Annotated in this window: 16 protein-coding genes and 1 pseudogene; 13 read left to right on the top strand and 4 right to left on the bottom strand. The window is 63.8% G+C overall.

Annotated elements, in window-relative coordinates; all coding sequences use genetic code 11:
• Positions 1-56 precede the first annotated feature (56 nt).
• The 4 genes from apaG to THIX_RS02855 all read left to right on the top strand — a co-directional run bounded on the left by apaG (position 57) and on the right by THIX_RS02855 (position 4906).
• On the top strand, positions 57-434 hold the full coding sequence (apaG, locus tag THIX_RS02870) for a Co2+/Mg2+ efflux protein ApaG (RefSeq protein ID WP_112484786.1): 378 nt from the start codon (positions 57-59) through the stop codon (positions 432-434).
• A gap of 14 nt (positions 435-448) precedes the next feature.
• Positions 449-2707 (top strand): site-specific recombinase, encoded by a 2259-nt coding sequence (locus THIX_RS02865; RefSeq protein WP_112484783.1) that lies wholly within the window; start codon positions 449-451, stop codon positions 2705-2707.
• On the top strand, positions 2707-4041 hold the full coding sequence (locus tag THIX_RS02860) for a murein transglycosylase A (protein WP_233224362.1): 1335 nt from the start codon (positions 2707-2709) through the stop codon (positions 4039-4041). The genes THIX_RS02865 and THIX_RS02860 overlap by 1 nt, the downstream gene beginning before the upstream one ends.
• A 124-nt stretch (positions 4042-4165) precedes the next feature.
• Positions 4166-4906 (top strand): MliC family protein, encoded by a 741-nt coding sequence (locus THIX_RS02855; protein WP_158540786.1) that lies wholly within the window; start codon positions 4166-4168, stop codon positions 4904-4906.
• 89 nt (positions 4907-4995) lie between these two features.
• On the opposite strand, the gene THIX_RS02850 is transcribed toward THIX_RS02855, so the two are convergent.
• Positions 4996-6396, bottom strand: coding sequence for an O-antigen ligase (locus tag THIX_RS02850; RefSeq protein WP_112484779.1), 1401 nt, complete (start codon positions 6394-6396; stop codon positions 4996-4998).
• Positions 6397-6880: 484 nt separating this feature from the next.
• On the opposite strand from THIX_RS02850, the gene THIX_RS02845 reads away from it, so the two are divergent.
• The 7 genes from THIX_RS02845 (at position 6881) to THIX_RS02815 (ending at position 16004) form a co-directional block, all read left to right on the top strand.
• Positions 6881-7666: a polysaccharide deacetylase family protein gene (locus tag THIX_RS02845; protein ID WP_112484778.1), complete on the top strand. Its 786-nt coding sequence runs from the start codon at positions 6881-6883 to the stop codon at positions 7664-7666.
• Between the two features lies 1 nt (position 7667).
• On the top strand, positions 7668-8834 hold the full coding sequence (locus THIX_RS02840; RefSeq protein WP_112484776.1) for a glycosyltransferase family 2 protein: 1167 nt from the start codon (positions 7668-7670) through the stop codon (positions 8832-8834).
• A gap of 82 nt (positions 8835-8916) precedes the next feature.
• Entirely contained in the window at positions 8917-10101 is a 1185-nt protein-coding gene (locus THIX_RS02835) for a glycosyltransferase (protein ID WP_158540785.1), read from the top strand.
• A 145-nt stretch (positions 10102-10246) separates the two neighbouring features.
• Complete coding sequence (locus THIX_RS02830) at positions 10247-11362, top strand: glycosyltransferase (protein WP_158540784.1); 1116 nt, start codon at positions 10247-10249, stop codon at positions 11360-11362.
• 26 nt (positions 11363-11388) lie between these two features.
• Complete coding sequence (locus THIX_RS02825) at positions 11389-13299, top strand: asparagine synthetase B (protein ID WP_112484770.1); 1911 nt, start codon at positions 11389-11391, stop codon at positions 13297-13299.
• Between the two features lie 21 nt (positions 13300-13320).
• A complete protein-coding gene (asnB, locus tag THIX_RS02820; protein WP_112484769.1) occupies positions 13321-15240 on the top strand; it encodes an asparagine synthase (glutamine-hydrolyzing) in 1920 nt (639 codons plus the stop codon).
• 17 nt (positions 15241-15257) lie between these two features.
• Positions 15258-16004, top strand: coding sequence for a hypothetical protein (locus THIX_RS02815; RefSeq protein ID WP_112484767.1), 747 nt, complete (start codon positions 15258-15260; stop codon positions 16002-16004).
• A 149-nt stretch (positions 16005-16153) separates the two neighbouring features.
• Here THIX_RS02815 and THIX_RS02810 read toward each other — a convergent pair whose 3' ends face one another.
• Entirely contained in the window at positions 16154-17509 is a 1356-nt protein-coding gene (locus THIX_RS02810) for an IS1182-like element ISThsp16 family transposase (protein ID WP_112484377.1), read from the bottom strand.
• 86 nt (positions 17510-17595) lie between these two features.
• Between THIX_RS02810 and THIX_RS22865 the strand changes: the two genes are divergently transcribed.
• Positions 17596-18249, top strand: a complete 654-nt coding sequence (locus THIX_RS22865; protein ID WP_158540783.1) for an O-antigen ligase — start codon at positions 17596-17598, stop codon at positions 18247-18249.
• A 191-nt stretch (positions 18250-18440) separates the two neighbouring features.
• Here THIX_RS22865 and THIX_RS02805 read toward each other — a convergent pair whose 3' ends face one another.
• Together THIX_RS02805 and THIX_RS22860 are read right to left on the bottom strand one after the other, a co-directional pair.
• The gene (locus THIX_RS02805) at positions 18441-20222 is read right to left on the bottom strand and encodes a hypothetical protein (protein WP_112484765.1); all 1782 of its coding nucleotides are present in this window, start codon (positions 20220-20222) and stop codon (positions 18441-18443) included.
• Between the two features lie 374 nt (positions 20223-20596).
• Positions 20597-21022 carry a hypothetical protein gene (locus THIX_RS22860; RefSeq protein ID WP_146748436.1) on the bottom strand — a complete coding sequence of 142 codons (426 nt, stop codon included), beginning with the start codon at positions 21020-21022 and terminating at the stop codon, positions 20597-20599.
• On the opposite strand from THIX_RS22860, the pseudogene THIX_RS02795 reads away from it, so the two are divergent.
• A pseudogene (locus THIX_RS02795) lies at positions 21021-21884 on the top strand (IS630 family transposase); the annotation flags it as partial. The gene THIX_RS22860 and the pseudogene THIX_RS02795 sit on opposite strands and share 2 nt — an antisense overlap.
• Between the last annotated feature and the right edge of the window lie 85 nt (positions 21885-21969).

The raw sequence follows: 21969 nt of genomic DNA, 5'->3' as shown, positions 1-21969 counted from the left end.
ATTGTAAAAGCCCCGCGATTTCGCCGGCAGCCCGGCTGTCTACAATCGGCAGCACCATGGATCCTTATCAATTTTCAGTGACGGTGAAGCCCGAATTTCTGGCCGACCAATCCGACCCGAAGCAAGGCGTCTGGTCCTACAGCTACACCGTGAACATTCGCAACACCGGCAGCATTCCCGCCCAGCTCATCGCGCGCCACTGGATCATCATGGACGGCGCCGGCCATGTGGACGAAGTGCAGGGCCTGGGCGTGGTCGGCCACCAGCCCCTGCTCAAGCCGGGCGAGACCTTCGAGTACACCAGCTGGACGCGGCTGAACACCGCCGCCGGCAGCATGCGCGGCAGCTATTTCTGCGTCGCCGAAGACGGCACCCGGTTCGACGCGCCCATCCCCGAATTCGTCCTCATGCCGCCCGGCGTGACCTTGCACTGAATTGGCGACACGGCATGGCAGCCAGCCCCGGTAGCAGCGCCCATGACCAGCTCAGGGCTCTGCTGCGCCAGGCCCAGTCGCAACTTGCTGCCAGCCGACCCGAGCGCCACCTCTGGCTCATCGCCCTGCTCGACTGGGTGCGCGACGGCCCGCAGCCCCACCTGCTGCTGCCGCTGCTGTCCGCCGAGCAACTGGCCACGCAGCCCGCCGCCGTGTGGCGGGTGCAGGCCCTGCTCGACATGCTGGACGCCGACCCGGCAACGCGGGCCGAGGTGTCGGCGGTGCTGCAGCGCTTCGTGCTGCACAACGACGCCACCGCCTTGCTGGCCGATTTCGGCTTCACCCCGCGCCCGGCTTTCTGGTCCGAATTCGCCGAGCGCCTGCGCGTCAAGCTGCTGCCGGCCACACCCGACACCAACGATCTGGCAGCGCTGTTCAGCCTGATGTTCGGCGCGCCGAACGATGCGGTCTGGCTGCAAGCCCTGCCCGATGCGCTGCTGCAGCGACTGACCGCCCTGTTCGTCCGGCAGCACGCGCAGCGTGCCGCCCTGGCGACGGTGGACGAGACCGCCGAAGCCGCGACCCTGGACGAGGCCGGCGAAGCGCCATCCGCACGCGCGCCGGCGCTCGCGCCCGATACCCCCGCGCTGCCCGACACCGGCCAGCACTGGCGCGGCGAAATCGTCGAGGCCATCACCTACAGCGTCAGCCAGATTCGCGCCGCGGGCTTCTCGCCGCAACTGCGCCGCCGCATGCGCGCCGCAAGCGACGCGGTGCAAGACATCGTCACCCCGTTTCGCCAGCTGGCGAGCGCCTGGGAGGCCTTGCAGCCGCAGTTGCTGGCAGCAGCAGAAGCTGGAGCGAGCGCTGCCGTTCACACCAGCCCATTCGCCGCGCCCGAAGGCGAGGAGGCGCCCCACGACAAGGCCACCTTGCTGCAGGCGCTGACCTATTTCCGCACCTTGCTCGACGCCTGCGCCCAGGCCGTGCGCACCGTGCCCGAGCACCTGGAAGACCATGGCGTGTCGGTCGCCATCGTGTTCGACGCCTGGCAACTCGGCCGCCGCATCGCACGGGTGGAAACCCTGCTGGCCTGCCTGCTCGGGCCCGATGTGGAACGCGAACACGCCCGCATGCTGGCCGACTTCGCCCGCATCTGCCGCGAGCGCCGCAGCATTCGCGCCCTGTTGGCGCGCAACTTCTCGCTGCTGTCGCGCAAGATCGCCGAGCGCCACGCCGAAACCGGCGAACACTACATCACCCGCAACGGCCGCGAATACGCCGGCATGCTGTGGGCCGCGGCCGGCGGCGGCCTGGTGATGGGCTTCACCACCTGGGGCAAGCTCGGCATCCTCAGCCTGCACTTGCCGCTCTTTCCCGCCGGCTTCTGGATTGGCATGAACTACGCGGCAAGCTTCGTCATCGTCGCCTTGCTGCACTGGACCATCGCCACCAAGCAGCCGGCCATGACCGCGCCCGCCATGGCCGACAAGCTCGCCGACCTGTCCGACCGCGCCGCGGTGGAAGGCTTCGTCGGCGAAGTCGCAGCCCTCATCCGCTCGCAGGCAGCGGGCATTCTCGGCAACGTCGCGCTGGTGTTCCCCACGGCTCTGGTGCTCGGCCTCGGCATGGCCTGGTTCAGCGGGCGCCCGTTGCTGGACGCGGCGCATGCCGAACATGAAATCCGCTCGCTCTCCCTGCTCGGGCCCACGCCGCTGTTCGCCGTGTTCACCGGCGTGTTGTTGTTCGCCTCCAGCGTCATTGCCGGTTGGGCCGAAAACGCCTTCGTGCTGCACCGGCTGGACAGCGCCATCCACTGGAACCCGCGCATCCGCGCCGTGCTCGGGCCGGAGCGCGCGACGCGCTGGGCGGCGTGGTGGCGCCGCAATATCAGCGTCATGGCGAGTAATGTCTCGCTCGGCTTTCTGCTGGGCCTGGTGCCGGCGCTGCTCGCCGGGTTCGGCATCGACATGCAGGTGCGCCACGTCACCCTGTCCGCGGGGCTCATGGGCGCGTCCATCGCCACGCTGGGTTTGGACGTGCTGCACCACGGCTGGTTCTGGTGGTCGGTGGCGGGTGTTGCGGCCAACGGCGTGCTCAATGTGGTCACCAGCTTCTACCTCGCCTTCCGCCTGGCGCTGCGCTCGCGTGGCATCAGTGTGCAAGACCGCCGCCTGCTGAACGCCGCGTTGCGCCGACAGTTGCGGCACCATCCGCTGTCCTTCGTCTGGCCGCCACGCGCGACGCCCGCCACCCGTTCCGAGACCGTGTGATGCGCGGGTTTGCCGCCGACTCCTGCCGCGCCGACATGCCCTGTGCCTTCACCCGTCTCGGCCGAGCGCTCGCGCGCTTCGCGTGGCCTGCGCTCGCGGCCTTGCTGCTGGCGAGCTGCGCCTCGCCACCGGCGGTCGCACCGGTTTCCCCGGCGCCGCAAGTCCCAGCCATCCCCGCGCCGCCAGCGGCCCTGTCTCCCAGCGCCGCCGCCCCGCTCACCGGCGCCGGCTTGCGCCTGCAGGCCGCCAGCTTCGCCGACCTGCCGGGCTGGCAGGCGGACGACTTCGCCGATGTCTGGGCCGCCTGGCAGCGCGATTGCCGCGCCCCGGTGCCGCAACTGGCGGCGGCTTGTGCCGCGTCCGCCCAGGTGCCAGCCAGCGACACGGCGGCCCAGCGCCGCTTTTTCGAGCAGTGGTTCCAGCCCTGGCAGGCCAGTGGTGCTGCCGGGCAGGACAGCGGGCTGGTCACCGGCTATTACGAGCCGGTGCTCAAAGGCTCGCTCACGCCGGGCTGGCCTTATGTCGTGCCCATCTACGGCCTGCCGGCCGACCTCGTGCCCCGGACCGACGCGGCCGATGGCGTGACCCGTGGCCGGGTGGTGTGGGCGGGCGGGCGCAAGGAGGTGCTGCCGTACTGGAGCCGCGCGCAGATCAGCGCCGATCCGCAGGCCCAGGCCGTGCTCGGCCGCAAGGTGGTGGCGTGGCTGGAAAGCCCGGTGGACGCACTGTTCCTGCAAGTGCAGGGCTCGGGCCTGGTTGAGCTGCCAGACGGGCGCATGCTGCGCCTGAGCTACGGCGGCGACAACGGCTGGCCCTACAAATCGGTGGGCCGCTGGCTGTTGGACCAGGGCGAGCTGCGCGGCACCGTCACCATGCAGATCATCCGCGCCTGGGCGCAAATGCACCCGACGCGCGTGCCGCAAATGCTCGACGCCAACCCGCGCGTGGTGTTCTTCAACGCCACGCTGCTCCGCCCCCAAGCACCTGCAAATCCCATGCCAACAAGTTTGGCGCTGCGCGACCCGGCTGCAAGCGCTGCGGACCCAACCGCACGCGGCCCAACCGGCGCCTTGGGCGTGCCGCTCACCGCGCTGCGCAGCGTCGCGGTGGACAAGCGCCTGCTGACCTTGGGCACGCCGCTGTGGCTCGCCACCACCGTGGCCGGCCAGCCCTTCGCGCGCCTGGTGTTCGCGCAGGACGTGGGCAGCGCCATCACCGGCCCCTTGCGTGCCGACCTGTTCTTCGGCACGGGCGATGCCGCCGGCGACGCCGCCGGACGCCAGCAATCGCCCGGACGCATGTGGGTGCTGCTGCCGCGCGGTGTGCCGCCATAGCACTGCGGCGTACGGCCGCAGCACCGTGCGGCGTTCACCGCCCGTCACATCCATATCTGGCCGATCTGGTGTAATCAAGATGAGCCTTCGCGCCGCGTGCGCGTCCACCGCAGGAGAACACCCGATGCGACCCCGCCAGCACCCGCCATCCACCCGCCCGCAAACCCCGTCGTACATGACGGCGGCGTGGCATCTCCGCACTGTGGCTCTGCTCGGTGCCGGCCTGGCCACGCTGCTGCTCGCCGGCTGTGAAACCGCGGTGTCGCTCAACGGCCCGGCGCCGGTGGTGCAAGTGCCCATGTCGCCGCCCGTCAACACCCCGCCAGTGCCACGCAACACCTACAGCCCGCCGCCCACGGCCAGTGTGCGGCCGCCCGCCGCGCAGGCCCAGCCGCTGCAACCCACGCCGGGCATCGCCGTGCAACCGCTGGCCCCCGAGTCCGCGCCTTCGGCCCCGGCAGCGTCATCCGCATATTCCGCCACCTATCCGGCAGCTTCGGCACCACCCGGCCAGCCCGCGCCCGGCTCCGTCTATCCGCCGGCGTATCCGTCCTCCAACCCACCCAGCCAGGGCAGTGCGGCCCAAGCTCCTGCCGCCCCGGTGTTCACCCCGCAGTCAGGCCCGCTGCCGGCCAACGCCGTGCGCTACGTCTGCAACGACGGCACCTCTTTCGTCGCGACCTTCGGCGATGTCAGCGTCAACCTGTCCACCGCGCTCGGCACCGTCAAGCTCGAACAAACCGTCGCCGCCGACGGCGCCCGCTACAAGAACGGCGACTTGCAAGTCTGGTTCAAAGGCCGCCAAGCCACCGTCAACAACCTCACCCAGGCGGGGAGCACGACCTTGTGCGTGGAACAGCGGTGAAGTGTTCGTCCCCGTCCACTTCGTTCCGCTGGGCGCGCAAAAACTTGCGTTTGGTTTGATCGCTGGCAGCATTGCCGACAGGCCCAACCTCATGGATTTGCTTTCTGATGCCCGTCTTTCTGTGCCCAGCGCGCCGTGACAGGCCTGGAAGTAGGCCGTGGCGTTCGGTTCGCGGGCGCCGGATGCCTCTTGCTGAGGGTCGATGTCTGTGGCGCTCGGGTTCTGGCTTCGAGCACTATGGCGCGGTAGCGCGCAGCCATGCCGGCAAAGATCCAGAAGTTGGTCATGAGGTTGCCGTCAACAAACCGGCTGCCGTAGATGTTCACCAAGGCGATGGCGACCACGGCGAGCCACAGACCGAATCCGTAAACCTTGGAATCCTGGCCGTCATCCAGCTTTTCGACCGATCGCCCGAGGCGATAAAGCCCGAGCATGAGCAAGATCATGGCGATGGGCGCCAGAACGCCGTCTTCCGTGGCGCAAAGCACATAGTAGTTATTGGCATCTTCATGGGCGTATGCGGGCGCGTAGGTTCCGATGTCGCGCTCGAAATGGTTCAGGCCGATGCCCCAGGGGTTGCGTTCGATAAGTTTTGCCGCGCCGCCCCAGATGATGAAGCGCCCATCGCTGCTGGCGGCGATCTGCTTGTTCAGTGAGACAGCGGCCACACCAGGCGGAGGAGCCTTGGTTTGCAGCGTCATGTCGATGCGCGTGATGGCGGCATGCGGTAGCCAGAGGTTGTAGTTGAACAAGGCAATGACGATGACCACCGCGAGCAAGGCACTGCGGCGGAAGGTCAGAATCAGGGCCAGGGCCGCGAGAATGCCGTAGGACTGTCTGGAGTAGGTGAAGAAGTTGACGAAGATGCCGAAGGCCAGGCAGGCCAAGGCCAACCAGCGAACTGTACGGCTCGAACGGTCGTAGAGGGCGGTGACCCCCATCAGGGTCAGATAGATGGTGTAGAACGCCGAGGAGCGGTTCGCATCGCCTGTGTTCCAACTGAAGGGAGCCGCAACCCGGCGATCCGCATTGAAATTGAAGCCGTAATCCATGGCCTGGCGCAGGCCAAGGTAGGCGTCGAAAAACGTCGTGAACAGGATGACAAAAAACAGAAATTTGATGGTTTTTGTGTCCTGCACCGCGTAGTAGGCCAGGAAGTAAAACAACATGTAGATGAGGCAGTTTTTGAGCACCTGGAGATCGGCCAAGGTGGTTGTTGCGTCGTACACCTGGCCAATCAGGAAGCCCCAGGCCAGCACCAGAAAAAAGAAAATGAATTCTTTTTTGAGCGGCGCCGGCCCTGGGTTCTGGGCCTTGTTGCGGACAACCAGTAGCAGGATGCTGAAAAACAGCAGATTGGTGACGTTCAGCCCGGTGCCCGAAAAATCCGGGAAATGGGACTGATTCGGGATGTAGAAAATGGCGGCAGCGAGTAACAGCCTCAGTGCCCGCGGCGTGGCTTGAACGGCAGTTTGGCTTTCGGCTTTCATCGCGGTCCATGGTGACCCGTCGGACGAACATGAGCTTGCGCCCTACGGATTTGGTGACGTACTGGTCGGTCAGCGCGTGCGTCGAAGAGGCGCCGTGCCACATCTCGTAGTTCAGGGTCAGCCACAAAAGTTCGCTGAACGGAACGACGACCTATGCAGAGGGTCCCCTGTCGGCTCCAACGCACGGCCAGCTTGATGCAGCAGCACTCCTCCCGGATCAACGCTCCACCTCACGTTCCTGCTCAGCCGCCAGTGCTCGTCCCGTGCCCCCGGGTGCCGGCCGCACAACGTCCTCAACCTGCCGGCCGCAGGCTTCAGATTTGTCGATTTATGGATTGATCTCTGAACAATTCCGCAAGGCACCCGGGCCAACCCCATGAATCGAGGGTTCCAAGTCACACTCCAACGAATACGATGATGGACCCAATGGTGAAAAATCGGCAGGGTTGCAAGCTCGATCTGAACTTCTGCCCACCTGACTGCGATGATCAAACCCCATCCAACCACGGTCTTGATGTATCACGCAGTATCCGCTGTAGGCGATGGCTTTTCACGAGCCGATGCGCACTATTCGGTCGGCCCAACCCAGTTTCTGGAACAACTCCAGATCGTCCGTGACGCCGGACGACGACCCCAGAGCGTGCAGTCGCTGCTGCTGCGCCCGGAAGCGTCCGCTGTAGCCTTCACCTTCGACGACGGCGACGTCAGTAATGCCTGGGCAGCGCAGGCATTGCACGATGCAGGTGGCTCCGGTGACTTTTTCGTCAATACGCAAACCATCGGCAAGACTGGGCATCTGAGCTGGCAGGCCTTGCGCGACATGACTGCGGCGGGCATGTCGATCCAGTCGCACGCACACAGCCATCGTTACCTGGACGAACTCACCCTAGCCGAGGTCGAGCAGGAATTGCACACCTCCAAGGCCATGCTGGAAGACAAGCTCGGCTGCCCGGTCGAACTGTTCGCGCCACCCGGCGGACGCATGCCGGCCGGCATGCACCTCACCACCACGCGCCTGGGTTACAAGGCCATCTGCTCGTCGCGCGTAGCCCTGTGGCATGACTTGCGGTCCGATGACATTCCACGCCTGGCGGTGTTGCGCGGCACCACGCCAGCGCAATTTGCGAAATGGCTCGCACAAGACCGCCTGGAACTGCTGCGCCAGCGGCTGCGCTACGGCGCCCTGATTTCCAGCAAGCAGTTGCTCGGCAATACCAATTACGAGCGCGTGCGACGCGGCCTGCTGCGCCTGGCCTCGGGCGGGCGCTGAGATGGCGGCATGGCTGCTCTGGGTCAGCATCGCCCTGCTGCTCTACACCTACTGCGGCTATCCAGCCCTTGTGGCTTTGTGGGCGCGCTTGGCACCATGGCCCGTGGCGGCATCGCCTCACTACCAACCGCGGCTGGCGATGATCGTGGTGGCGCGCAACGAGGTGGCGCGCATTCAGGCCAAGATCGCAACCTGTCTGGCGCAGGATTACCCGCCTGACCGGTTGCGGGTGCTCATCGTCTCCGACGGCTCGACCGATGGCATGGACGATGTCGTGCGCGGCTTCGCCTCGCCGCGGGTCGGCTTGCTTGCTTTTCCGCTGACGCGCGGCAAAGCCGCATGCCTGAACGACGCCATCGCCAGCTGCGATGAAGAGGTTCTGGTGCTGACCGATGCGCGCCAGCGCCTCAACCCCGAAGCGGTACGCCATCTGACGGCCAATCTCGCCGATCCGCAGGTCGGCGCCGTCAGCGGCGAATTGGTCTTCGTCGCCGAAGATGCCAACGCCTTCGCCAGCGGCGTCAGCGCCTATTGGCGCTATGAAAAATTCATCCGCCGCAGCCAAGCGGCCATCCACTCGGTGCCCGGCGTCACCGGGGCGCTGTATGCGCTGCGCAAAAGCTGTTTCAGGCCCATACCACCCAGCACCATCCTCGACGACGTGGCCATCCCCATGCAGGCGGCGATGCAGGGCAGGCGCGTGGTGTTCGAAAGCCGCGCCCTGGCCTACGACACCCCCTCGACCGAAGCCCGGCAGGAACGCCGCCGCAAGGTGCGCACCCTGGCCGGCAATTTCCAGTTGCTTCTGCTCTATCCGCAACTGCTGCTGCCCTGGCGCAACCCCATCTTCATCCAGTTCGTGTCCCACAAGCTGCTGCGCCTGCTGGCGCCATGGGCCATGTCGCTGGCCCTGCTGAGCAATGTCGCGCTGGCCTTGCATTCCACGTTTTACGCCATGCTGCTGGCCCTGCAACTGGCGTTCTATGCGCTGCCGCTGCTCGGCGCGCTGGTGCCGGCATGCCGCAACTGCGGCCTGGTGAAATTGGCGACGACCTTCATCGCACTCAATGGCTACGCCATGCTCGGGTTTTTCGAGTTTCTCACCAACCGCAACGCCCACCTCTGGCGCTCAGGCCCAGCAACGACACCCGAACGGCCGCAGGCCTGATTCCCGAAACGAGAAAGCGAACACGACGATGCGGGTGGTGTACTTCGTTTCCCTGTTTCCATGCTGGTCGGAAACGTTCATCGTGCGCGAAATCCGCGCCTTGATCGACCTCGGCATGGATGTCCGCATCGTCTCGCTCAAGCCGCCCAGTGAAGCCCTGATGCAGTCCGATGCCCAGACGCTGCTGGACAGGGTGATCTACCCGCCCGGCAAGGCGCACGCCATGCTGCTGGCGGGAGCCGAACTCCTGCGCCACCCCTTGCGCTCCTGCGCCGAGCTAGGGCAAATCGTGCGGGGCTTGCGGCGTCAGCCGCAGGCCCTGGTCAAGACCATGGTGACCTGGTGGCGCACCCTGGCGATGCTGCGCGCCGTCAGTCGCCTGCAGCCCGGCCACCTGCACGCCCATTGGGCGACCTATCCCTCGACGGCTGCCATGTTCGCCGCGGGGCGGCTGGGGCTTCCCTTCAGCTTCACCGCCCATGCACACGACATCTTTCTGGAAGATCAATTGCTGGCGCCTAAATTGGCGCACGCCAGGTTCAGCGTGACCATCTCTCAGTACAACCGCACTTTTCTTGCCGACCGTGTCTCGCTCGTCCTGCTCGACCGAATGCGCGTCATTCATTGCGGGGTTTCCCCCCAGGACTATGCCTTCAAGCCGCAGGACCGACAGCCTGGGCTGATCCTGGCAGTCGGCAGGCTGGACCCGATCAAAGGTTTCGAGCATTTGATCGATGCTTGCGGCCTACTGGCCGAACGCGGCGTCGAATTCACCTGCCGCATCGTCGGCGAAGGCCCGCTGCGCGAGTCCCTCTCCCGGCAAATCGCCAGGGTTGGCTTGCAGCACAAGGTGCAACTACTGGGCGCGCGCAAACAGGAGGAAGTGCGCGCATTGCTGAGCAGGGCAGCAGTGTTCGCGCTGCCCTGCGTGATCACGCCGCAGGGCGACCGCGACGGCATTCCCGTGGCGCTGATGGAGGCCATGGCCTGCGGCACGCCCGTGGTGTCCACGCGCGTCTCGGGCATCCCGGAACTGGTGACGGACAAGATCTGCGGCCTGCTGGCCGAACCCGGCGATGCGGCCGATCTAGCCCGCTGCATCGAACACCAGCTCGGCCACACGGCTGAAGTCAAAACCCGCGTCTTGGAGGGACGGCGCAAGGTCGAGGCCGAATTCGCCATTGCCACCGAGGCTGCCAAATTGCATGCCGCCATCGCCTCAGGGTGCGTGCCGAGCAAGGTCGCGGCGCGAGTCGACCGTGGGTAAAAGCGCCCCCAATCGTCCGCCAGCGGACGCCCCCCGAGGGGGCAAGCCAACCTTGGGGCGGCCCGGCGGTTGGCTTGAAAGCGCCCCCAATCGTCCGCCAGCGGGCGCCCCCGGAGATCCGCTCGAGAAGCCGCGCAGGATCCGTGTGCTCATCGTCACCGATGAAATGGAGGTCGGCGGGACGCAGCGTCAGATCGTGCAGATGGTGCTGGGGCTCGACCGCTCGCGTTTCGAACCCACGGTTCTGTATTTTCGCAACCGCTCGTTTTTTGTCGACCAGCTCGAGCAGGCCGGCGTGCCCGTTCTGCTTGCCGCCAAGCATGCGCGCATCGACCCGGGGTTCGTCCGCCGTCTGCGCCAGACCGTGGCAGCAGGCGCGTTCGATGTGATGCATTGCTTCGCCCTCACCGGCGAACTGTGGGGTGCCGTGGTCCACGCCCTAATCCCCGCCCGGCGCAAGCCCGTGCTGCTGAGCTCCATCCGCAATACCTACGACTGGGAGCGCCCGCTGCACCGCCGCATCAAGCAATGGGTGATGCGGCGCTCATGGCAGGTCGTGGCCAACTCCGAGGCAGGCGCGCTAAGCGCTCGGCACAGCATGAAACTGCCGCCCGGGCTCATCCGCGTGATCTACAACGGCGTGACCGTGCCCGAGCTTGCGCCTCAAACCGACGCGACCGTGCGCACTCAGCTCGGCATCGAACTGAACACGCCCTTGATCCTGTTCGTCGGCCGCCTCGTCGAACAAAAAGACGTGGCCACGCTGATCCGTGCCATGGCTCGGCTGCGGAACACCCATGCACGACTCATCATCGCCGGAGATGGTCCGCTGCGCCCGGCGCTCGAGCAACAAACCGGGTTGCTGGGGCTGAGCGAGCAAGTCCACTTCCTGGGTCAGCGCCATGACGCTGCAGCACTGATGTCGGCAGCCAACCTGGTGGTGCTGCCCTCCCTGGTTGAGGGGCTGTCAAACGTCATTCTCGAGGGCATGATGTGCGGACGTCCAGTGATTGCGTCGCATACCGGGGGGAATGTCGAATTGGTCGAACACGAGCGCACGGGCCTGCTGTTCCATGTCGGCGATGACGCCGCGCTGGCCGCCTGCATCCAGCGCCTCATCGACAACCCCGAACAAGCTGTCAACCTGGGCCGTGCGGCACGCGACAAGGCGCTGCGTTGCTTCAGCATGCCGGCGATGGTGGCCGCGTTTGCAACCCTCTACGAGGAAGCGGCAACCCTGCGGTGCGCGCCTCGTCCCTGAACCTTTAACTCTCACCGCCTCCATCCATGTCTGCCATCCTCGGCGATTTTCTGGTTCTCATCGGCCCCGAACGGCCACCCGCCGGAATGGCCGATTTGTCCGACCCCGCGCTGTGGCCCCCGGCCGCCAGCGACTCCCCAGTGCGACAGGCGATGCCAGTCCCCCATGTTCATGTCTGGGCGCGCGGCGACACCCGCATCATTGGTGATGGCGCAGCTGGCGGACTGGGGCTGGCCCTGGAGCCCCCGCGGGGCAGCGCGCGAGCGGCAGCCATCGACCCGCGCGGCGCGGTGGTCGCCGCCTGGGTGCGCGATGGCCGCTTCGCGCACGAACATCTCAGCGGTCGTTACAGCTACGTGCTGTGGTCGGTCGACGGCAAACGCGCACTGGCCTGCACCGACGCGTTCCGCACCTGCCCGGTGTTTCATGCGCAAGTGGGCGCCGGTCTGCTCATCGCCAGCGACTTGCGGCTCATCCTGCGCTCCGGTCTGCTGGCTCCCCGCGTATCGCTGCAGGCGGTGTACCAATACCTCAACTTCAGCTATGTACCCGCACCTTTGACCGCCATCGAAGGTGCTGCCAAGCTGCCCGCCGGAACCTGCCTGGAATGGAATGGTGCGCGGGTTCGACTGCGCCGCCAATGGGATGCCCGCTATCCGGAGGACATGGCGGCGCCGCAGGCGCAGCGCATTGAGCAGTTGCGTGAAACCATTCTGCACACCGTGCGCGATTACCGCAGTGCCGACGCGCAGGGCTGGGGCACGTTTCTCAGCGGCGGGACCGACAGCTCCAGCATCTCGGGCATTCTGTCGCAAGCGCACGATGCCCCAGTGAACAGCTTTTCCATCGGGTTCCAGGAAGACGGCTACGACGAGTTGCCCTACTCACGCATCGCCAGTCAGCATTTCGGCCTGAAAGCCCACGAGTATCGCGTGAGTGAAGACGACGCCGTTGCCGCCCTGCCCAAACTGGTGGGCGCGTACGACGAGCCCTTCGGCAACTCCTCCGCCATTCCCACCTTCTACTGCACCACGTTGGCCGCACAAAATGGCGTCACGCTGATGGTCGCCGGTGACGGCGGCGACGAAATCTTCGGCGGCAACGAGCGCTATCGCAAGGACCAGATCTTCCATCGCTTCCACACGGCGCCTGCTTCCGTGCGGGCATTTGGCAAAACCCTGGCTGGTGTGCTCAAGGGAGTGGACTCGCGCTTCGCCAACCGCATCAAGAACTTCGTTCACCGCGCCACACTGCCCAACCCCGACCGTTTCTACAGCGACGACGCCTTCGCCTCCAAACATTTCGAGGCGATGCTCAGCCCCGCGTTCCGCGCCGCTGTCCGAGCCGATGACGCGCTGGACGTGCAGCGCCGCATCTACGCCGACGCTCAAGCGCATGCGGAACTGCATCGGCTGATGTACCTCGACCTGAAAATGACCATCGCCGACAACGATGTGGTCAAGGTGGCGCGCGCCGCCAAGCTGGCCGGCGTGGAAGTGGCGTTCCCCTACCTGGACCGTCGCCTCGTCGATTTCACCGGCCGCCTGCCGGCTTCGGACAAGGTCCGCGGCCTGGACAAGCGCCATCTGTTCAAACTGGCGATGAACGACATCCTGCCGGAAGCGATCCGCAAGAAGAAAAAGCAGGGCTTCGGCTTGCCCACCAGCGTGTGGCTGCAGCGCGGCGGAAGCTATGCCAAGCTGCTCACTGGCATCGTGCTGTCCGATCGCGCGGCCGCCCGCGGTTACTTCAACCCCGATTTCATTCGCGGCTTGATCGAGCGCCACCAAAACGGCGCGTGGGACCACGCGGCCGATCTTCACATGCTGGCCGTACTTGAACTGTGGCACCGCGAGTACATCGACCCCATCACCGAGCGCCAAAACATGGCCCCGGCCCAGCAGCCGCAAGCTGCGCCGCGGGCCATGGCGGCCTGAGCACGAGCCGAGCCAGACATCATGTGCGGAATCGCAGGACTCTACGGACTGGGCGACCGGCTGGATGCCGATCCGGCCGTGATCGACGCCATGTGCCAGCGCATCGAGCACCGCGGGCCGGACGACCGCGGCGTGTTCCGCCACCCGATCGGCCATATCGGCATGCAGCGCCTGAGCATCATCGACATCGCCACCGGCCATCAACCCATCCACAACGAGGATCGCACGGTGTGGATCGTGTTCAACGGCGAGATCTACAACTTTCGCGATCTGCGCCGCGAGCTTGAATCCGCGGGGCATATCTTCACCACCCACACCGACACCGAATGCATCGTGCACGGCTACGAGCAGTGGGGCGAAGGCGTGTTCGAGCGCCTGCGCGGCATGTTCGGCGTGGCGATTCTGGATATCGCCCAAAACAAACTTGTGCTCGGTCGCGACCGCCTCGGCAAGAAGCCGCTCTACTACACCACCCTGGCTGACGGCACGCTGGCCTTCGGCTCCGAACTCAAATGTCTGGCTGTGGTGCCGGGCTTTCGCGCCAAGGTCTCCTCTCAAGCGACGCACGACTATTTCGCGCTGGGCTATGTGCCGGCGCCCGCAAGCATTTACGAAGGCGTCTACAAGCTCCCCCCTGCGCATGTGCTCGTCGCGCAGCATGGTCAAGTCAGCTTGCGCCGCTATTGGCAACTGGTGTTCGGGCCGAAGTGGACCGATGACGAACCCACCCTGCAGCGCCGCCTGCTGGAGCAGCTCGAAGACGCGGTGCGCGTGCGTCTGGTGAGCGATGTGCCCTTCGGGGCGTTTCTGAGCGGCGGGCTCGATTCCAGCGTGGTCGCCGCGCTGATGGCGCGCAATATGGCGCAGCCGGTGAAGACCTTCTCCATCGGCTTTCGCGAGGAGCGCTTCAACGAACTGCCCGCGGCCCGCGCCGTGGCCCGGCACATTGGCGCCGACCACACCGAACTCGTCGTCGAGGCCGACGCCGTGTCCACGCTGAAAGACCTGGTCTGGTACTTCGACGAGCCCTTCGGCGACTCCTCCTCGGTCCCCACCCACCTCGTCTCCAAGCTGGCTGCGGGACACGTGAAAATGGTGCTCTCCGGCGATGGCGGGGACGAACTCTTCGCCGGCTACGAACGCTACGCGAAATACCAGAAGCTGCTCACACTGCGTCGATCCTCACTTGGCCTGGGCGGGCCTTTGCTGCGCACCGCTGCAGCCGTCGCACCCGGCACGCTGGGCGTGCGCCTGAGCCGCATCGCGACGCGCATGGCATTGCCCTACCCCGACGACTACATCTCCAGCGTGGCGCTGGCCAACAGTGACGACCTGCGCCTCATCCTCGCCCCCGAGTTCCAGCGGGCCGACCCCTATTCCAGCATCCGCCGGCATTTTCTCGATGCGAACATCCCCGATCCGATGGAACGCATCCTGAACGGGGACATGGCCACGTATCTCAGCGACGACATTCTGGTCAAGGTCGACCGCATGACCATGGCCAATTCGCTCGAAGCCCGCGCCCCACTGCTCGACCATGTACTGCTCGAATTCGCCGCGCGGCTGCCGTTCGACCTCAAGCTGCGCGACGGCAAGGGCAAGTACCTGTTCCGGCGCGTGGCGGAAGAACTCCTGCCCGCCAGCGTGCTGAACAAACCCAAGCAAGGCTTCGCCATTCCCATCGCCCACTGGCTGCGCCACGATTTGCGCGAACTCATGCGCGACACCATCAACTCACGGCGCTTCAGTGAACGCGGCGTGTTCAACGTCGAAGGTGTAAACCTATGCATGGACCGGCACTTGGCCGGCACGCACGACAACAGCGAGATTCTGTGGCTGACCCTGACCTACGAAATGTGGGCGCAGCGCTTCCTTGACCAGGCTGACGGACTTTCCGGTGTCGCGTTGCAGTCCCCGGCCGCCAGCCTCATTCCAGCCTGACCAACCCCACCTGATCGATGATGAAAGCCGCTAGCCCCGCCATCGCCACCGACATACAGGCCACGCCGCGTGCGCTGAAGTATCTGCTGATGTTCACCATTTTCTACATCCCGAACCAGCGCATGTTTCCGGACTTCACGCTGACCGGGCTGAACATCACCAATCTGCTGTTTGTCGCCATTCTGATTCTCATTATGAGAAACAAAGTTAAGGCGCAAACCCGTGCTCCCCTCAAAAAGCAGTTTGTGTTCTTTTTCTTGGTTCTGACCTGGGGATTTCTGATCGGGCAGGTCCATGACATATCAACCGTCTTCGCCGATTTTCAGGTTTTGAAAAACGCAGTGTTGTACATGCTGCTGTACTTTCTAGCCTATTACGCGGTGCAAGATACCAAGACCATACGGCTGCTGTTTTTCACAATCCTGTTTACGACTTTTTTCGATACCTACCTGGGCCTACGCCAGGTGCTCGACTATGGCTTCAATTACAACGAAATGCGCCGTGTGGCAGCCCCCTTCAGCTGGAACTCAACGGACGCGAATCGTTCGTCGGCTTTCTTCACCATCTACCTCACGCTGATGGGAGTCACTGCGCTTTACTACCGATCAAGCCGCACGGTGCGCTGGATCGCTCTCGGCTGTCTGGCCTTCGGTATTTTCGTAAATTTCTTTACTTACTCCAGACAATCCTATGGCATCTTGGCCGTTTTGATTCTGATACTGGCCTTCCGACGCAACGTGCTTCTAGGAGGCTGTCGGACTTGAACCCGAGCGAATCCGATTGATCAGTGCGACGCGTTTTTTTTGACAGCGGCGCGCTGATCGAACGCTCTCGATGGTTGGCGAGACACTGTGAGGGCACATGGGGCGGCCTGGGGACTCGGTTTTGGCGTGGTCGGGGCGCACTATTGCCCTCACGCGGCTCGCAGGACGTGCATGCGCTTGATGTTCCAAGCCATGGTCACCAAGCTCCATTCGCCTTGTGCCTTGGCCAGCCCGCGCATGCTCATCTGGCGCCAACCCATCACTTGCTTGATGATGCCGAACACCGGCTCCACTGTCTGCTTGCGCAGGCCGTACAGGGCTCGGCCTGCTTGCGTGCCCAGGCGGTGTGCCATCTGCACGAGCGGATCCGTCGTCTGGGGCTCGGGCACATCGGGTGCAAAGCGCCCCATCACCGGCGTGTGATGCGACTCCCGCTTGAGCGCCAGCAGCGGCTCGATACCCGCGTCGTTGCACGCGATCACGTTGGCTTGGCTGAAGAAGCCGTTGTCCGTGATGAGCGTGTGCACCTCGCCCAGCACCGCGGGTAACGCTTGGATCTGCTGCAGCGTAGGCACAACTTCGCGCTTGTCGTTGGATGCCTGGCTCACATGCTGGGTGATCACCATCATCGTCGCGATGTCCACGCCGGCTTGTGCGTTGTAGCTTTGCTCGAAGCCCCCACCCGACACGGGCATGATGCGCGACTCTTCATCCGTGAGGTTGACCTGATCGCTGCTCCGGGGGCCGGCCTCTGGCGGCTCAGGGTCCTTGCCGCGCGGCTTCTTGCCCGCCTCGCGCTGGGCTTGGCGCTTGGCGGTCTTGGCCTCGTACTCCTGCTGCTCGACCTGATGGCGTTCGCTGGCGCGCTGCTCGATCTTGGCCTTGGCCTGCGCGATTGCGCTCAAGCGATCTGCACGCAGGGCGATCTCCGCCGGCACATCCATGCCGTCGGGTACCGTCGCGCGGTCGCTGTTCTCTGCCAGCGCCAGCAGCGTTTGTACTTCCTGGCGCAGCTGCGCCTCGATCTTGTTGGCATGAGCCCACGACAAGGCCTTGTGCTTGCTGGCGTTGGCGTCGATCTTGGTGCCATCCAGCGCGATGTGTCCGAGCTTGAGCAGCTTCATCTCGCGCGCCAGAACCAGCACCTGCACGAACAGTGCCTCCACCTCCTTCAAGAAGCGGCGGCGGAACGTCGCCAGCGTGTCGTGATCGGGGTGGGTATTGGCCGCAACAAAGCGGAACGCCACCGAGTCGTAGGTCGCCCGCTCGATCTTGCGGCTGGAGTGCACGCCGTTGGCGTAGCCGTAGATCAGCAGGCCCAGCAGCACCGCCGGATGGTGCGCCGCCGAGCCCCGGCCTGCGTACTGTCGGGCCAGATCGCCCAGATCAAGCTGCTCGATGACTTCGACCACGAAGCGCGCCAAGTGATCAGTGGGCAGCCATTCGTCCACCGACGGTGGCAACAGATATGCGGTGTCTCGGTCAACAGGGACGAAGCGGCTCATCGGCTCGGGCTCTCGGTTGTGCAGCAGCAATTGTCTCGGATAGCGTCTTCATCCGGAAGACCGCAAAGTCCGACAGTCTCCTAGGCTTGATCATTGTCGTCGCACTGTTCAATTACCATGCTTGGCTGCCTGATTCAGTTATCGCTCGAATCGATATGACCATGCAGACCAGAGACTCTATGCCCGGTGTCGTTTCAGCACCACTGAACAAAGAATTGGACGAAAGCACTGTAAGTCGATTCGTTATATGGGGAGGAGCTGCAGAGATAATCATGAGCAATCCCTGGGGCATAGGATTAAATCATTTTACTAGAACCATTGGCACTTACGTACCAACCGAGGCCAATTTCGACGCGCACAGCTATTACGTGCTCTGCACAACCGAAGATGGTATTTTTGCTCCGATTGCATTAATTTCTCTATTTTTTAGTTTGTACTTATTAGGGAGATCGATCGAGAAATTGGATGCCTCTCAAGATTCAAAACTTTATGGCATCAGCCTTTCACTGGCAACGATTGCGGTTGCAATGGTCAATTTTTATGGGAGCCGATTCGTTGATGGCAATCTCATGTCCAATTTCTGGATTTTTGTTGGCTTGGTAGCTCGCTATCGTAGTTTGATGCTTGAAGCCAGAATGCAGGCTTCGCAAACTTCTGAATCTGGATCAAAAAAATCTGTGCCACAGATTCGGGTTCCGCGCCTCCCAGTACGGCCAATCTCGGCGCAACATGCCCTTTGAATGCTCTTGGCTCGCTTTCATCATGCGTTGCGTCCTAGCCAAATTGAAAAAGCCCACCGTCCGTTCATCGAGGTGGGCTTGCGAGGGCTGCCGTGAGGCAGCATGTTCTTGGACGCTCAAGGAAACGCAGGGCCGCTCCCGAGTTGTCTTGACCCTTCGGGGGGAGTCCGCTGGCGGACTGCTGGGGGCGCTCAGAAGGCTCCGATAGTCCAGGGTCCAGAGCGCACGGCACCAGCCAAGTTGGTCGAGAAGGCCGCCAGGGTCTGCCCTTTGCCAATCAGCGGGGAACCCGCGGCGGGAACCGCGTTGAGATAGCTGTACGGGGCTGCGCTTGGATTGCCCAGCGCGCCCAGGTTGGTCAGCATCGGATTGCCGAACATGCCCTGCGCATCGTTCCCGGATGCGGCCTGCCACTGCGCGAACGTGTCATTCGCCACCTGATTGAACCCCAGGTTGAAGGTGTTGGCATAGCCCGCGTTCCAGTAGGCATTGTTGTTGATGCTCACGCCCGGATCGGCCCCAGTGCCCTGATACCAGATCACCGGCTCGGTCTTGTCGAAGCCGACAATGAGGTTGTTGACGACTTGGCTGTTGTAGTTGTTGGCGCCGTTGTCCCACAGATACAGCCCGATCGCGTATGTGCCGGGCGGCGTCGTCGGTGGCATCACGATGGTGTTGTTGGCGATCAATGTATTTTTCAGCCCATGCTGGCTGCTGCTGGTGAGCATGGCGTTGCCTTCCCAGTACTCGGCAATGCCCACTCGGAACCCCACGATCAGATTGTTGTAGATCTGCGTGTTGGCCAGATTGGCGGTGCAGGGGTTGGCCCCGGAGGAGCCGCATTCATCGCCGATGGATATGCCGGAGTTGAACTTATACATCGTGCTCCATGGGTAGACATTGGGATCGTAGGGATGAATCCAGTCGCTCTGGTTGTAGCCGCTGAAGTACAGGATGTTCTGGCGTGCAATATCGTTGGGCTGGTTGTCGAAGTACATATTGGCCGACCAGTTGTCCATCGACACGTTTTGCTCAAACACCGTGCCCCCGGTTTGCACGCCCGGGGCGCTGCCGTAGGAGATGATGCCTTCGCCACCGTTGTCGTAGACCACATTGCCACGGGCCAAGCCGTTGAGGCTGTTGGTGAACACCAGGCCACCGCTCCAGCCACCACTGGACGAGGCGAAGCCGTTGTTGCCGCGTGGCCAGTTGAGCATGGCGTTTTGGTAGACGCGGTTGTAAAGGGCCTGGTTGTTGGCGTTGTTGGCGCCGTCGCCACCGATCGCCATGAAGTTGATGCCGGCCTTGTCGTTGAACTGTGCGTTGCAGTTGCTGACGAGGATGTTGCTGCCGTAGCCCCAGATGCCGCCGGCACCCGAGCCTTGCGCTGTCAAGCCATTGAAGATGAGATAGTTCTTGTTGAACCAATAGATCGGATTCTGGTTGGACTGGGCCGGGATGACGATATTGGCCGCTGCCGGCGTGGTGCCACCGAAGTCCACGCTCAGCACCCCGGAGGTGTAGGCCCAAAGCCCCGAGCCTGGCGTCACGAGGCTGGCGTCGGTGGGCGGGGGCGACGAGGTGGCCTGGTACGCCGCCGATAGCGCCGGCCTGAGCGGCACACTGTTCACCACGACCGCATCGGGTGTCACGCCAAGCGGCGCCTGCCAGACCGAGCCGGAAACCTGCCTCCAGGCGCTTGTTGCGATGACGGGAGAAGCGTCAATGATGACGGGTCCATTGCCGTAGGAGCCGAAGGTGATGGGCTTGCCGGCCACGCCACTGGCGCCGTTGATCAGGTTGAGGGTGCCGTGGTAGGTCCCGGCCGCGATCAATACGGTATCGCCCGCTTGCACAATATCGGCCGCATGTTGGGGTGTGGCAAAGGCCGTCGCCATCGATGTGCCGTTGTTGCCGTCGCTGCCCGTCGGGCTGACGTAGTAGGTCTTGCCGGTTGTGGACGGCGGTGTCACCGGCGCCGTCGGCGTCCATACTTGCCAGGGCAGCTTGATCGAGGAGAAGACTGAAGGAATTGAAGGCTGCGAGTTTGCTGCTACAGACTGTGCAGCCTCAGCGCCCCCTCCACCTCCGCAAGCCGATAAAGCTAACGTTGAAACGATGGCAAAACCTGCCAGCAATGAGGCCACACCTCTTCTTAAATGTAAGTTGAACATGTTCTTGACACCGCCTAGTTCTTCAAGGAATCGGGCCTAATCAGTACTCGCAGGAGCAGGCTGAGCATCGGTAAGATGCAAGCATCCTGCTCACTGCGACACGCGATAAGCACTTGGTTGGCCCCCCTTGGATGCCGGCATAAACCGAACACTCAGAAGCTGATCTGGCCCGGTTAGGCGCGGGCTATTTGAGCCAATGACAGGGAGCCCGGTCGAAAATTGCGTTCTACAAAAGCAATTTCCACCCACTTAGGGGATTGCCAGTCATTGAATTTTGGCGCGATCCTAGCATGAGATTCATGGCGACCACCTAAATCCCGCCCACCCCGGCCACAGACTCCGGCGTTCTGCACTGTGTCGGCGTGCGTGCTGCACCGCAGTTCAAGTTCATTGAGGCGCCATGGCACTTCAAGCGCTGCACCGCGACCATCTGTCTGAGCCTGGTCGACCAGGTCGCCTTCGCCGACTCCTGCCGTCACGTCGTGCTTGACAACCTCAAGGAAGGCGTGCTCAAACCCGATCTGTACGAGCCGCAGTTCGGCACTGTTATAGATTCTGCCCTTAAATAGATTGAACTTTAGGGTGGTGTGCGAGTTCATGGACAACGACGATGCAAGACGGCTGACGTCAGCCGAGCAACACGAGCGGCGCCGGCAGGTCGTTCGGGCGCACCAACGCGGGCGCACGCGCACGCAGATTGCCGCCGACGTGGGGCTGAGCTACACGGCGGTGAGCAAGACCATTGACCGTTATGAAGCCGGGGGGATGGCTGCGCTGGCGCCCCAGCGCAGAGGCCGTCGGCAGGGGCAGCAGCGTGTGCTCAGTGCGGAGCAAGAAGCGCGCCTGCAACAGATGATCTGTGACCACCGTCCCGAGCAACTCAAGATGGACTTTGCCCTGTGGAGCCGAGCGGCCGTGATGCAACTCATCGAACGCGAATGCGGCATGGCCTTGCAGGTGCGCTCCGTGGGCAAGTCTCTGGCGCGCTGGGGGTTCACGCCGCAAAAGCCCATCCGCCGCGCCTATGAGCAGTCCCCTGCTGCGGTGCTGGCCTGGCTGGATACGCAGTACCCAGCCCTTGCCGAACGTGCCAAAGCCGAGAAGGGTGAAATCCATTGGGGTGACGAGACGGCACTGGTCAACACCGATGTGCGTGGCCGCAGCTTTGCGCCCAAGGGCCGCACGCCGGTGGCGAGGGCCGTGGGCGGCACGCGCCAGAAGCTGTCCATGATCGCCAGCATCACCAACCAGGGCAAGGCGCGCTGGATGATCATCGACGAGGCGTTCAACCACGAGCGCCTCATCGCCTTCTTCGAAGCGCTGGTGAAGGATGCCGGCTGCAAGGTCTTCCTCATCCTGGACAACCTGAGTGTGCATCACGGCAAGCCGGTGAAGGAATGGGTGGCCCGGCACAAGGAGGCCATCGAGCTGTTCGACCTGCCCAGCTATAGCCCGGAACTCATACATGGGTGCCCCCGGCTTGCAAGGCTTTCGCGCATGACGGTTTGAAGGGGTCGATTGCAGCCATACATCCGGCCTTTGCTGC

The organism is Thiomonas sp. X19 (assembly GCF_900089495.1).
GTDB lineage: Bacteria > Pseudomonadota > Gammaproteobacteria > Burkholderiales > Burkholderiaceae_C > Thiomonas_A.
This window is presented reverse-complemented; position numbering and strand designations above follow the sequence as displayed.

Excerpts from the sequence above, each read along its gene's own strand:
- apaG (WP_112484786.1), top strand. The coding sequence starts at position 57 with ATGGATCCTTATCAATTTTCAGTGACGGTGAAGCCCGAATTTCTGGCC.
- THIX_RS02865 (WP_112484783.1), top strand. The coding sequence starts at position 449 with ATGGCAGCCAGCCCCGGTAGCAGCGCCCATGACCAGCTCAGGGCTCTG.
- THIX_RS02860 (WP_233224362.1), top strand. The coding sequence starts at position 2,707 with ATGCGCGGGTTTGCCGCCGACTCCTGCCGCGCCGACATGCCCTGTGCC.
- THIX_RS02855 (WP_158540786.1), top strand. The coding sequence starts at position 4,166 with ATGCGACCCCGCCAGCACCCGCCATCCACCCGCCCGCAAACCCCGTCG.
- THIX_RS02850 (WP_112484779.1), bottom strand. The coding sequence starts at position 6,396 with ATGAAAGCCGAAAGCCAAACTGCCGTTCAAGCCACGCCGCGGGCACTG.
- THIX_RS02845 (WP_112484778.1), top strand. The coding sequence starts at position 6,881 with ATGATCAAACCCCATCCAACCACGGTCTTGATGTATCACGCAGTATCC.
- THIX_RS02840 (WP_112484776.1), top strand. The coding sequence starts at position 7,668 with ATGGCGGCATGGCTGCTCTGGGTCAGCATCGCCCTGCTGCTCTACACC.
- THIX_RS02825 (WP_112484770.1), top strand. The coding sequence starts at position 11,389 with ATGTCTGCCATCCTCGGCGATTTTCTGGTTCTCATCGGCCCCGAACGG.
- asnB (WP_112484769.1), top strand. The coding sequence starts at position 13,321 with ATGTGCGGAATCGCAGGACTCTACGGACTGGGCGACCGGCTGGATGCC.
- THIX_RS02815 (WP_112484767.1), top strand. The coding sequence starts at position 15,258 with ATGATGAAAGCCGCTAGCCCCGCCATCGCCACCGACATACAGGCCACG.
- THIX_RS02810 (WP_112484377.1), bottom strand. The coding sequence starts at position 17,509 with ATGAGCCGCTTCGTCCCTGTTGACCGAGACACCGCATATCTGTTGCCA.
- THIX_RS22860 (WP_146748436.1), bottom strand. The coding sequence starts at position 21,022 with ATGAACTCGCACACCACCCTAAAGTTCAATCTATTTAAGGGCAGAATC.